At 59.8% G+C, this 13,002-nt stretch carries 9 protein-coding genes; 6 read left to right on the forward strand and 3 right to left on the reverse strand.

Annotated elements, in window-relative coordinates:
- The first annotated feature begins 89 nt into the window (after positions 1-89).
- From ISN39_RS19550 to ISN39_RS19560, 3 genes are read left to right on the forward strand one after another with little or no spacing between them, the layout of a single operon-like run.
- On the forward strand, positions 90-1,166 hold the full coding sequence (locus ISN39_RS19550) for an efflux RND transporter periplasmic adaptor subunit (protein ID WP_194728574.1): 1,077 nt from the start codon (positions 90-92) through the stop codon (positions 1,164-1,166).
- The gene (locus ISN39_RS19555) at positions 1,163-2,248 is read left to right on the forward strand and encodes an efflux RND transporter periplasmic adaptor subunit (RefSeq protein WP_194728575.1); all 1,086 of its coding nucleotides are present in this window, start codon (positions 1,163-1,165) and stop codon (positions 2,246-2,248) included. The genes ISN39_RS19550 and ISN39_RS19555 overlap by 4 nt, the downstream gene beginning before the upstream one ends.
- The gene (locus ISN39_RS19560) at positions 2,245-5,313 is read left to right on the forward strand and encodes an efflux RND transporter permease subunit (protein ID WP_194728576.1); all 3,069 of its coding nucleotides are present in this window, start codon (positions 2,245-2,247) and stop codon (positions 5,311-5,313) included. The genes ISN39_RS19555 and ISN39_RS19560 overlap by 4 nt, the downstream gene beginning before the upstream one ends.
- 207 nt (positions 5,314-5,520) lie before the next feature.
- Here ISN39_RS19560 and ISN39_RS19565 read toward each other — a convergent pair whose 3' ends face one another.
- Entirely contained in the window at positions 5,521-6,810 is a 1,290-nt protein-coding gene (locus ISN39_RS19565) for an ABC transporter substrate-binding protein (RefSeq protein WP_194728577.1), read from the reverse strand.
- 139 nt (positions 6,811-6,949) lie between these two features.
- Between ISN39_RS19565 and ISN39_RS19570 the strand changes: the two genes are divergently transcribed.
- Genes ISN39_RS19570 through ISN39_RS19580 form a run of 3 tightly spaced genes read left to right on the forward strand, consistent with a single transcriptional unit; the run spans position 6,950 to position 10,848 of the window.
- The gene (locus ISN39_RS19570; RefSeq protein WP_194728578.1) at positions 6,950-7,978 is read left to right on the forward strand and encodes a LacI family DNA-binding transcriptional regulator; all 1,029 of its coding nucleotides are present in this window, start codon (positions 6,950-6,952) and stop codon (positions 7,976-7,978) included.
- A 9-nt stretch (positions 7,979-7,987) separates the two neighbouring features.
- The gene (locus ISN39_RS19575) at positions 7,988-9,841 is read left to right on the forward strand and encodes a DUF2264 domain-containing protein (protein WP_194728579.1); all 1,854 of its coding nucleotides are present in this window, start codon (positions 7,988-7,990) and stop codon (positions 9,839-9,841) included.
- The gene (locus ISN39_RS19580; protein WP_194728580.1) at positions 9,838-10,848 is read left to right on the forward strand and encodes a hydroxyacid dehydrogenase; all 1,011 of its coding nucleotides are present in this window, start codon (positions 9,838-9,840) and stop codon (positions 10,846-10,848) included. The genes ISN39_RS19575 and ISN39_RS19580 overlap by 4 nt, the downstream gene beginning before the upstream one ends.
- 2 nt (positions 10,849-10,850) lie before the next feature.
- Here the strand turns inward: ISN39_RS19580 and ISN39_RS19585 are convergent, their stop codons facing one another.
- A complete protein-coding gene (locus ISN39_RS19585; RefSeq protein ID WP_194728581.1) occupies positions 10,851-12,125 on the reverse strand; it encodes a Gfo/Idh/MocA family oxidoreductase in 1,275 nt (424 codons plus the stop codon).
- Positions 12,126-12,162: 37 nt separating this feature from the next.
- Positions 12,163-12,993 (reverse strand): sugar phosphate isomerase/epimerase family protein, encoded by an 831-nt coding sequence (locus ISN39_RS19590; RefSeq protein WP_194728582.1) that lies wholly within the window; start codon positions 12,991-12,993, stop codon positions 12,163-12,165.
- Between the last annotated feature and the right edge of the window lie 9 nt (positions 12,994-13,002).

Raw genomic sequence — 13,002 nt, forward strand, 5'->3', positions numbered from 1 at the left:
TCGGCATCAGGCAATTTTCCCGCAACTTCTATTGACTAATGAGTCAGTCAATTATATCGATCGCGCGAACGGATGCAAGAGGTCAATTCATGAGAACTATCCTTGTCGCCGCCTTGCTGGCCATAGGCGCAGTCGCGCTTTCGTCATGCGAAAAGCAGGCCACGAATGAGGTGAAGCCCAAGAGGGTGGAGACTGTCGTCGTGAAGACTGCACCTGTCGGCGAAATCAACTTCATCACCGGCGAGGTAAGCGCCCGTGTGCAGAGCGACCTGTCCTTCAGGGTCAGCGGACGGATCGTCGAGCGCCTTGTCGATGTCGGCGCGTTCGTAGAGGCAGGGCAGGTGCTTGCGCGCATCGACGCTGAGGAACAGAAGGCCGATCTGGATGTCGCCACAGCGAACCTGCAGTCAGCTCAAGCCCAGCAGACGCAAGCCCAGCTGGCCTTCGGTCGGCAGCAGAATCTCTTTAAGGCTCAGGTCACGACCCGTGCCGCGCTTGACCAAGCCCAGGAGGCGCTGCTGACGGCCCAAGGAAGCCTGAAATCGGCGCAAGCCCAGCTCGACACGGCGCGAGACGCTTTCTCTTATACGGAGCTGCGCGCCGATGCCGACGGCGTGATCACGGCGCGAAACGCCGAGATCGGCCAGGTCGCGCAGGCTGCGCAACGGATATTCACGCTTGCCCATGAAGGACCGCGTGACGCGGTCTTCAACGTCTTTGAATCCCTCTATCTCGGACGAAAGCTTGAGGACAAAGTTACGGTTGGCCTGCTTTCGACTCCATCCCGGAAAGTAGATGCGGCTGTACGCGAGATCTCGCCAACCATCGACCCATCGACCGGAACGATCAGGGTGAAAGTGGGTCTCGAAGGGGCGCCGGACATGTCGCTTGGCGCTCCAGTCGTCGGCTCCTTCCGTTCCATCACACAGGACACAATCGAACTGCCATGGTCGGCAATGGCCTCGAAGGGTGGCCAGCCTGCCGTTTGGGTCGTGGACCCGTCGTCCTCCAGCGTGTCCATCCGGCCGGTTGATGTTTCCAGCTATGGGACCGGCCGGTTCGCCGTGCGCACGGGCGTGTCTCCAGGTGAAATCGTCGTATCCGATGGTACCAAATTCCTACGGCCCAACGAGGTCGTCTCATATGACAAGGAAGCCGCGAAATGAGTATCCGTGTAACACCCGGGCTGCTGCTCCTTGGGCCATTGCTGCTGTCGTCTTGCCAGAGGCAGGATGAAGCGCGTGAGGAACCGCCCCGCCCCGTTCTTTCCGTTGTCGCCAGATCAACAGCGGCGTCGTCCCTGAGCCTGCCAGGCACAGTCGAGGCCAAGATCGAGACCGAACTTGGATTTCGCGTCCTCGGACGGGTGATAGCCCGCAAGGTCAGCGTCGGCGACATCGTCAAGAAGGGTGACGTCGTTGCCGCCATTGATCCGCTGGCGCTAGAGCTTGCGCTCAGAAGCGCGCAGTCCGAGCTCTCAAATGCGCAGGCACAGCTGACAAATGCTGTCTCCACGGAAGAGCGGCAACGGAGTCTGACCGAAACAAGGTCTGGAAGCGAGGCCGCTTTCGAGGAGGCTCAACTGGGGCGGCGGAGTGCCGTTGCTGCCGTTGCAAAAGGGCAGGCCAATCTGGACAAGGCCGAAGAACAATTGAGCTATGCGCAGCTTCGCGCAGAGTTCGATGGCGTTGTGACGGCCACCTCTGCGGAAGTGGGCCAGGTTGTCGCCGCAGGCCAGAGCATGGCCACCATTGCCCGTCCCGATCAGCGGGATGCGGTCATTGATATACCGGATGCGAGCTTCGACGGCCTCAAGGTGGGATCACCCTTCGAGGTCTCCCTCCAGCTAGATCCAACCATTCGCGCGAGCGGTGTCGTTAGAGAAATTGCACCCGAAGCCGAGACGACGACCCGTACACGCCGCACGAAGATAACGCTCGTCAACCCGCCGGCGGCGTTTCGCCTGGGCGCGGTCGTGACGGCAACTGCGACCATTGCCGCCCAGCCACTGATCCTGCTCCCATCGTCCTCGGTGCTGATGAAGGATGGGAAACCGAACGTCTGGGTCGTCGATACGACGGCCGGCAAGGTCTCCATTCGGGCGATCAAGATGGACGGAGACGTTGCGGAAGGAGGCAACATTCGCATCGCTGAAGGCGTCAATCCGGGCGAACGCGTCGTCGTTGCTGGTGTTCACAAGCTTACTGACGGCCAGGCTGTCAGGGTGGATCAAGGGGAAAACCCGTGAAAAAATTCAATCTTTCCGACTGGGCGCTCGAGCACCGTTCGCTCGTCTGGTATTTCATGATCGTCTTCATTCTTGCCGGCGCGTTTTCCTACATCGGTCTGGGCCGTGAAGAAGACCCGGACTTCACCATCAAGACCATGATCATCCAGGCGCAATGGCCTGGTGCATCCGCCGAGGAAGTAACCAAGCAGGTTACCGACCGTATCGAGAAGAAGCTCGAAGAGCTGGAGTCGCTTGACTACACGCGCAGCGAGACGGTTGCCGGACGGACAACGATTTTCGTGGAGCTATTGCCGACCACCAAGGCCCGGGATGTCAACCCAACCTGGGTGCGCGTCCGCAACATGATCGACGATATCAAGGGAGATTTTCCGAGCGGCGTCGTGGGGCCGTTTTTCAACGACCGCTTCGGCGACGTCTTCGGCAATATCTACGCCTTCACCAGCGACGGGCTCACGCAGCGCCAGCTTCGCGACCTTGTCGAGGACGCCCGCGCAAAAGTCTTGACCGTTCCCAATGTCGGCAAGGTGGACATTATCGGTGCGCAAGACGAAGCGATCTACCTTGAATTTTCGACCCGAAAGATTGCGGCCCTTGGTATCGACCAGCAATCGGTTATCGAGACGCTGCAGGCGCAGAACGCCGTCACTCAGTCGGGTTTCGTTGACGCCGGCCCCGAGCGTATCGCCTTGCGCGTCGGCGGTCAGTTTACATCGGAGGAAAGCCTCAAGTCGATCAATCTGCGTGTCAATGACCGGTTCTTTCCGCTGACCGATGTTGCCACGATCAAACGCGGCTATGTCGATCCTCCGTCGTCGCTGTTCAGATATAACGGTCAGCCCGCGATCGGTCTCGCCATCGGCATGAAGACCGGGGCAAATCTGCTGGAATTCGGCAAGGCGCTCGACCAGCAGATGGATCGCATCGTGACCGATCTGCCGATCGGCGTGGATGTCCAGCGCGTTTCCGATCAGCCTCACGTCGTCGACGAAGCTGTCTCGGGCTTCACGCGCGCTCTGTTCGAAGCGGTCGTCATCGTCCTTGCGATCAGTTTCATCAGCTTAGGCGTTCGCGCGGGCCTGGTTGTCGCAATCTCGATCCCGCTCGTTCTGGCGATCACGTTCCTCGTCATGGCCTATTCGGGCATTTCGCTGCAGCGTATTTCGCTCGGCGCGCTGATCATTGCGCTTGGCCTTCTCGTCGACGATGCGATGATTGCCGTCGAGATGATGGTCGCCCGGCTCGAGGCAGGAGACGATCTGAAAAAAGCAGCAACACATGTCTACACGTCTACGGCCTTCCCGATGCTCACGGGCACGCTTGTAACGGTCGCCGGCTTCATTCCCATCGGCTTGAATAACAGTGCCGCGGGCGAATTCACCTTCACGCTTTTCGTGGTGATTGCTGTCTCGCTCCTGGTCTCATGGATCGTCGCAGTGTTGTTCACGCCACTTTTGGGCGTGAGCATCCTTCCGAAGACGATGAAGTCGCATCATGATCAGAAAGGCCGGCTGGCGAGAGCTTTTTCGTGGCTTTTGAACCTTTCCATGCGGTGGCGCTGGATCACCATCGGCGCGACAGTCGTTGCCTTCGCGCTCTCCGTCGGTGGAATGAGCCTTGTGCAACAGCAGTTCTTCCCTTCCTCGGACAGGGCCGAACTGATCGTCGATTGGAACTTGCCGCACAACAGTTCGATCTTCGAGACGAACAGGCAGATGGCCAAGTTCGAGCAGGAGATGCTCGCGAACAATAAGGATATAGAGCACTGGACGAGTTATGTCGGACAAGGTGCTCCCCGCTTCATCCTGTCCTTCGATGTTCAGACGCCCGACGTGTCGTTCGGGCAGACCGTCATCGTGACCAAGGGGCTTGATGTTCGCGACAAGGTCAAGAGCGAACTGCAGGACTATCTGACGAAAACCTTCCCGGGGACCGATGCGTTCGTAAAGCTTCTGGACATCGGGCCTCCGGTCGGCAAGCCTGTCCAATATCGCATCAGCGGGCCGGATATCCAGAAGGTTCGCGATATCGCCCAGCAATTTGCGGGCATCGTCGGCCAGCATCCGCTGCTCTCCAACATGACCTTTGACTGGAATGAACCGTCGCGCGTCGTGAAGGTCGATGTTCTGCAGGACAAGGCGCGGCAACTGGGCGTCTCGTCGCAAGACATTGCAACAACCCTTAACGGGATCGTGGAGGGATCGTCGGCCACGCAGATCAGGGACAACATCTATCTCATAGATGTGATCGGCAGGGCCCAAACCTCGGAGCGCGGCTCCATCGAGACGCTGCAGAACCTTCAGCTGCCTGGCTCAAACGGCAAATCGGTACCGCTCTCTGCAGTTGCCAATTTCCGCTACGAGCTGGAGCAGCCGACGATCTGGCGTCGCACCCGCACGCCGACAATCACCATCAAGGCTGCCGTCGTCGGGCCGACACAGCCGGCGACTATCGTCACCGAACTGCAGCCCAAAGTCGATGCGTTCCGCAAAGGTCTTCCAGCCGGCTACAGCATCGCCAACGGCGGTTCCGTCGAGGAAAGCGCGAAGGCGCAAGGACCGATCGCTGCGGTCGCGCCGCTGATGTTGTTTGCCATGGCGACGATCCTCATGATCCAGTTGCAAAGCTTCAGCAGGTTGTTCCTGGTGTTCGCAGTGGCTCCGACGGCACTCATCGGTGTGGTTATAGCACTGCTCTTCAGTAACGCGCCCATGGGATTCGTCGCAATTCTTGGCGTGCTTGCGCTGATAGGGATCCTGATCCGGAACTCTGTCATCCTGGTCGTGCAGATCGAACAGCTTCGGAGCGAAGGCGTGCCCCCATGGCGCGCCGTCGTCGAGGCGACGGAGCACCGGATGCGTCCGATCATGCTGACTGCGGCGGCCGCGACCCTGGCGCTCATTCCAATCTCCCGGGAAGTCTTCTGGGGTCCCATGGCCTACGCCATGATGGGGGGCATTGTCGTCGGTACCGCACTGACGCTTCTTTTCCTTCCGGCGCTCTATGTGGCGTGGTTCCGGGTAGGGAGAGAGAATCTGGGGGAGCGGAAACCCGCACATTCCTAGCGTTCGGGGAACCCGTTTGCGGTCGCCCTCCGCCTCGGCGCGCGCCGCCTATCGGCGGGGCCGGAGGTTATAAGTCTCTTGGCTTCACGCCCCGCAACCAACGCTCATTCAAGAGGCCCGCCACGCTGAACTGACCCCTGAAAGTTGGACATCAACGGTCAGGGGTCAGTTCACGACGGCGGGCCTTGCGGGAGGAGAAACCTGGATTCAGCTTCTGATCGTTGCCTTGCCTTGTTCCACCAGGCGAGCGGCGGCATCGGCGGGCGTCGTGCGTTCGAACGCGAGCTCGTCAGCGAGGGGCCGAAGGACGCGCTGGTCGAATTCCGTCGCGCCAAGCGGGGCAGGTGCCGGGTAATCGCCGACCTGATCCTTAAGAAGGTTGACGTACTTGACGGTATCCTGCTCCGTCGGGTTAAGGTTCGGCAGGATCGCCTCGCGGACGGTCGCCGACATTGGTACGCCCCGTTCCACTCCGAGGATCTTGCCGGCGTCGATGTCGTTGACGAAGAAGTCGATGAACTTGGCCGCCGCTTCGCCGTTCTTCGTCGTCGCTCCGATGCTCCAGATAAGCGCGGGACGGTAGTAATGGCCGGAGGGACCACCCTTCCTTTCGCGCGGCAGCATGGTGATCGCCAGTTTATTCTTCGAGATCAGCTGATAGCCGACGAGCTGGTTTGAATAAGCCATGCCGATCGCCGATTTGCCAAGCGCCAGGCAGTTGGTGTCGATGGTGTTCTGGTCGAGCGTCTGTACATCCGCCGCGACCGTGCCACCCTTTTTGCGCAGGTCCTCCCAGAAGCTGTACCACTCCTTGGCATCCTCGACGTCGAAGCCCAGGCTGCCATTGGCGTAAAGGCTCTTGCCGCGCTGGCGCAGCCAGGCATCGAAGACATAGGCATAGCGCGCGCCGTAAGGGCCGCCCCAGTAATTGTCCTTGCCGCCAGCTTTTGTAAGCTCGACGGCCAGTTTGGCATATTCGTCCCAAGTGAGGTCCGGCGTCGGCAAGGGAAGTCCAGCTTTTTCAAAGATGGTCTGATCGAAAAAGAGCGCAAAGGAGTTAAGGCCGAGGCCGATGCCATAGAGCTTGCTGTCGACGGTCGTCAGCTTCAGCATATCCTTGCCGAAGGTGTCGACCTTGAGAGCCGAGGGAACGAACTCGTCGAGCGGCATGCAGGCGCCGCGCTTTGAGTAATCGGAGATCGTGCTGGGCTCGAGCTGGAACACATCGGCGATCGCGCGGCCAGCCATCTGCGTCGCGAGCTTCGTCCAATAGCCGTCGCCGCTGAGCGACTCGCCGACGATCGTGACGCCCGGCGTCTTGGTCTGATAGAGCTTTGCAACCTCCAGCGTACGCTTGGCGCGGTCGTTAGAACCCCACCACATCGCACGCAGTTGCGCGTCTTCGGCAAATGCCGGGATGGCACTACCCGCGCCGAATGCGAGGCCCGTAGCCACACCGGCCGAGCCCATCAGAAATGAACGTCGATTGATCTGCATGATGATCCTCCTTTGTCGCCTGCCCGTGCCGTCCTCCAACGGTTCTCGAGCATGTCACGGGTAGAGTACGCAAATAATTTCGGTTTGCAACAGATTATATTCTCGTTGCAAATTTGCATGATTTGCATATGTTTGAGTTATGAACGAAATCAAACCCAGACGGCCGCGTCAGGCCGACATCGCAGCCTTGGCAGGCGTCTCCGTTTCGACGGTTTCACGCGTGCTTGCCAATGAGCCAGGCATAAGCGAGAGCGTGCGCGAGCATATTCTGAGGGTGGCGGCAGAGCATGGATACCAGGTGAGGTCTGCTCCGGAAGCGGTTCCGGGCGGACTTGCGCTGATTGCCAGCGATGGGGTCACGGGCGGACTGAGCGTTTTCTACGAGTCAATCGTCGAGGGTCTGCGTACGGCGGCAGCCGAGCACGGCATGTCGTTTGAGGTTCGCCTCATCCGGGAAGACCGCGCGACGCCCGAGGTCATTCGAGACTATTTGAAGTCGGCGCGTGCCGAGGGTCTCTTTCTCGTCGGCATCGATCCGAGTGGGGCTTTGCGCGGCTGGATCGACGACGAGAAGGTTCCGGTTGTCCTCGTCAACGGGACGGATCCTCAGCTCCGCCTCGACGGTGTTTCGCCTTCCAATTTTTTCGGCGCCTTTCAGGCTGCCCAGCGGCTGCTGAAGGCCGGTCACCGCCGCATCCTCCATCTGACCGGTTCCCACCGCAATACGATCCGCGAGCGTGTTCGCGGTTTCGAGGCGGCGATAACCTCGATCCCGGATGCCGAAGGCCGGCTTGTGCCGATGACGTTTCATGGCAGTGCCAGCCGCGAGGCGCATGAGCTGACGGCGGCGATTCTTGCGGAGAACGCCGGGTTCACTGCCGCCTTCTGCATGAACGATTTTATCGCAGTCGGTGTCTTGGAAGCCGTCACGGAAGCTGGCCTTCGGGTGCCGGAAGACTTCGCGATCGTCGGTTTCGACGATCTGCCCTGCGCATTGATGACCAATCCGCCGCTTTCCACCATGCGCGTCGATCGTGCGGCGCTTGGGCGGGAGGCGATCGGTCTGATGATGTCGCGTTTCCGCGACCGGGCGGCCCCCGCCCGTCATGTATGCCACGGGGTCATCCCCGTTGCCGGGGGCACCGTATCTGATGTTGCAACCTCATGAGTGATTCCGATGACCTATGATCCGGCCAGCGCCAATCCGCTTGCAGGCAACCCGCTCGAAACCCGCGAGGACATGGGCCGCGCGCTTCTCGATCTCTTCGATCCACTGCTGCCCTATTTTTCGAAGGGCAATGCCCGCGTGCGGCTGGATGGCGCCGGCGCGCATTTCGATCGTGCCGCGGCCGATCTGGAAGGCTTCGCCCGGCCTCTGTGGGGTCTTGCTCCTTTGGGTGCGGGAAACGGCCGGTTCGAGCATTGGGAACGTTTCGCCGAAGGTCTCGCTAATGGCGCCGATCCGCAGCATCCGGAATATTGGGGCACGGTCAACGGCCGCGACCAGCGCATGGTGGAGCTTGCCGCGCTCGGTTTTGCGCTGGCGCTTGTCCCGGAAAAGATCTGGGAGCCACTCGATGGGCATTCCCGGAACAACGTCATCGCTTATCTCAAACACGCACGCCAGTTTGACTACGCCGACAACAACTGGAAGTTCTTCCGCATTTTCGTCGATATCGCGCTTGACCGATTGGGCGCGGATTTCGATCGCAGCCTCACTAGGCAATATCTGGAAGAGCTGGAGGGCTTCTATATCGGCGATGGCTGGTATCGCGACGGCAATGTCCGCCGTATCGATCACTACATTCCCTTCGCGATGCACTTTTACGGCCTGATTTATTCGAAGCTTGTCGATGATGACTATGCCAAGCGATACCGCGAACGGGCAGTGCTCTTTGCGAAGGATTTCAAGAACTGGTTTGCAGCCGATGGTGCGACGATCCCCTTCGGCCGCAGCCTGACATACCGTTTCGCCTGCGCAGGTTTCTGGTCGGCGCTTGCCTTCGCCGACCTCGAAGCTTTGCCCTGGGGTGAAGTCAAGCATCTTTGCCTCCAGCATCTGCGCTGGTGGAGGGACAAGCCGATGACGAACCGAGACGGCATCCTTACAATCGGTTTCGGCTATCCCAATCTGCTGATGTCGGAGAGTTATAATTCTGCAGGCTCGCCCTATTGGGCTTTCAAGGCCTTCTTGCCGCTCGCAATTCCAGCAGATCATCCGTTCTGGACGTCAAAGGAGACGGCGCCGGAAGCGGTCGCCGTCTCCCCGCAGCGCCATCCGGGCATGGTCATGATACGGGCGGGCGGCGATGTCGTGGCGCTTTCTTCCGGCCAGGAAAATTTGCAGATGCGGTTTGGAACGGAAAAATACGCAAAATTCGCATATTCAGCGCGCTACGGATTCAGTGTTGAGGCCGACGAGCGAAATTTCGCCGGCGGCGCTTTTGATTCGGCGCTGGCTTTCAGCGACGATGGATTGCATTACCGAGTTCGCGAGACGAATGCGGAAGCCAAGATTGCCGGCAACGTGCTTTATTCGAAGTGGTCGCCGTTCAAGGATGTCTCGGTCGAAACATGGCTCGTACCGGCAGCGCCCTGGCATATTCGCGTTCACAGGATCAATACGCCACGTGCGCTGCAGACGTCCGAAGGCGGCTTCGCGATCGCCAAACGGGATTTCGATCTTGATACGCTTTCGGCAGAAGCAGGTACCGCGCATGTCATCGGCGAGAGTGACTTTTCCGGCATCGCCGATCTTGGCTCGACCGTGACGCGCACCGGCCTTGCGCAGAAGGCCTTGCCGAATACGAACCTCATTGTTGCAAAGACATTGGTGCCGCAGTTGCGCGGCGAGATCCCCGCAGGTGAGACCGTGCTGATCACGGCAGTGCTCGCAGTCAATGATCCGCAAGCTGTTTCCGGGGTTTGGGTGAAGCGCCCTGTTGTTCCGGACATCGGAGCTTTGGAACAGCAGGTGAAGGAACGCGGCGTGACGGTCAGCGCCATTGTCGCGCCGGGACAGATGCCATGAGCCGTCCCGGCATCGCGCTTGCCATGCATCCGGAGCGCACGGAACATGTCGTGTCGGATGAGTTGCTTCAACGCCTTGAAGTCATCGGCCGCTTGCTCGACCGCGAGCCGCTGCAGAATTTCTCTGATGAGCGCGCCCGGCGCGTGCTCCCGGAGACGGAAATCCTCATTACAGGCTGGGGGGCGCCGCAGGTGGGCGGTGAGGTGCTTGCCGCAGCGAGGCGTTTGAAGATTGTCGCTCATGCGGCGGGCACCGTCAAAGGCATTATCGGTGAAGAGATTTTCAGGGCCGGGATTGCGGTCAGCCATGCCGCGGAAGCCAATGCCACACCGGTCGCGGAGTTTACGCTCGCAGCCATTCTCTTTGCCGGCAAACAGGTTTTCCGCTTCCGCGACCGTTACGTGGCAGACCGCAACCGTGACCGCACCCATCCGATGCAGCGTTTGGCGATCGGCAACTACCGGCGCACAGTCGGCATCATTGGTGCATCGCGGATCGGCCGTCGCGTCATCGAGTTGCTGGAGCCGTTTGACTACCAGCTTGTCCTTTTCGATCCGACGATTAGCATGGCTGAAGCCCAGGGGGTTGGAGCAGAGAAGGTCGATCTGGATACGCTCATGAGGGTTTCCGACATCATTTCGCTTCACGCGCCGTCCCTGCCTTCCACGCAACATATGATCGATGCGGACAGGCTGGCTTTGATGAAGGACGGCGCAACGCTCATCAACACGGCTAGGGGCGCAATCATCGATGAAGCTGCGCTGCTGGCGACGCTTGCAACCGGCCGCATCGATGCCATCATCGATGTCACCGACCCGGAAATCCCCGAGCCTTCATCGGCCTTTTACGATCTGCCGAATCTGTTCCTGACGCCCCATATTGCAGGCGCCGTCGGACTGGAGCGCATGCGCCTCGGCGAAATGGCGGTGGACGAGATCGAACGTTTCTTAAAGGGCGAGCCGCTTCGTTACGGCGTCACCCTCGCGGATCTCGAAAAGATGGCCTGAGCCTATTCAACCCTGCGGGAATTCGGTGAGTCGTCATTGGCAAGCTCGGGCATCAGATCGGCGAGATTGACGACCTTGCCGGTGCGGGAGCTCTGAAGCGCTGCAATGCCGCAAAGCACCGACATGGCCCCGGCACGCGTTCCCGCACGCTGATGAAGCCTGTCCTGCATGTCCGGCTTGAAGATCATATTGCGCATCCGGTCGTCCCCGCCGTAGTGGCCGCCGGAGGAATGCGGCACGATGATACGCTCGACCGCCTCCTTCCCATTGGGGAAATTCCGGATCAGCAGGATCTCATCCTCTTTCTTCACCTCCCAGGGTTGGGCTTCATGCTGGCGGATTTCGATTCGGCCTTTGGTGCCGTTGAATGCCAGATGGTGGCCTTCGATCGGCTGGAAGGTGTTCAGCGAATAGGAGACATGCACGTTGTTTCGATAGCGGATGCTGACGACCATCGTGTCCGGAATGTCGATATCCTCGCGGAAGACGCAGCCGTCGCGAAAATATCCGTCGATCTTCGACGGTTCCTCGTAGAGTGTATCCAGGAAGGGATCTGCCTCCAGATCGAGATAGTAGTCGCATTCATGCGTGTGCGGACAGAGCTTGCAGCGTGGGCCGCGGAAGGGACCCTTGCGGCCGTAATTCTGTAGGTCGGCGAAGGACGTCACGGCTTCGGGATCGCTGTCGAGATACCAGTTCAGCAGATCGAAATGGTGCGTTGCCTTGTGGACGAAGAGGCTGCCGGAATTTTCGGTATAGGCGTGCCAGCGGCGGAAATAGTCGGCGCCGTGTTTCGTGTTCAGATACCAGTGGAAATCGACCGAACTGACGCGGCCGATCTCGCCGGAATTGAGCAGTTCCTTGATTTTGGCTGCGGTCGGCGCATAGCGGTAGTTGAAGGACACGTCGACGCGCCTGCCGGTACGCTTCTCGGCGTCGATGATCCGGCGAATCTTGTCGACTGCGGTCGTCATCGGTTTCTCGGTGATGACGTCGATCCCGGCCTCCAGCGCCCGCACGACGATCGCATCATGCGTGTGATCCGGCGTGCAGACGATGACAAGGTCCGGTTTGACCTCGGCCAGCATCGCATCGATATCCTCGTAGATCGGCGCATTGCTGCCGATCATCGTGCGGGCGCGCTCGCCGCGAAGAGAGTTCTTTTCGACGATCGCGACGAGATCGACATGTTCGCGCCAACCGGCGAGCAGTTCTTTGCCCCACATGGTGGTTCCGCGATTTCCTGTCCCGATCAGTGCAAAACGGCGTTTCTCCATCGAATGATCCTCCTCATGCGTGCTGAAATGTATCGAACTATGCTTGGCAGCAGCTATGGTATCGCTCGACGCAGGTCGCGATGACCTCGTCCGCTGGCCGTTTCCACCAATTCTCTGCCGAAAAGATTTCGACCTCCTGCGCGCCGAAGAAGCCTGCCTTCTCGATCATGCGCCGGATGCCTTTGAGATCGATCACGCCATCGCCCATCATGCCGCGGTCGGTTAGCATGTCTTTTGTCGGTACCAGCCAGTCGCAGATATGATGTGCGAAGATACGCTTCATCTGGCCGGCGCGCGCGATCTGGTTGGCGAGATCCGGATCCCACCAGACATGGTAGGCGTCGATTGCGACGCCGACGTTTTCGCCCAGCTGCTCACACATATCGAGCGCGTGGGCGAGCGTGTTCACGCAGGCTCGGTCCGCCGCATACATCGGATGCAGGGGTTCGATTGCCAACGGCATGCCGGCGGCTTCTGCATGCGGCGATACCGCAGCGATACCGTCGAACACCATCTGGCGCGCTGCGTCGATGTCCTTGGAACTGCCCGGCAGCCCGCCGACGACGAGCACGAGGCAATCGGCGCCGAGCGCGGCAGCCTCATCGATTGCGCGCCTGTTGTCGTCGAGGTTCCTCTGCCATTCCGCCTCGTTTTCCGCCGGAAAGAAACCGCCGCGACAAAGGCCGGTCAGCTTCAATCCGTTCGATTTGACGATGCGAACGGCCTCGGCGAGCCCAACTTTCGCGACCTGCTCCCGCCAGGGTGCGATCCTGGTGATGCCGTGCTTCAGGCAGATATCGACGGCTTCGCCAAATCCGCATTGTTCACGGATCGTCGCAAGATTGATCGAAAGTCCTTCGATCTGCATATGAATTCC

Origin of the sequence: Rhizobium sp. 007 (assembly GCF_015353075.1) — a bacterium.
Taxonomy (GTDB): Bacteria; Pseudomonadota; Alphaproteobacteria; order Rhizobiales; family Rhizobiaceae; genus Rhizobium.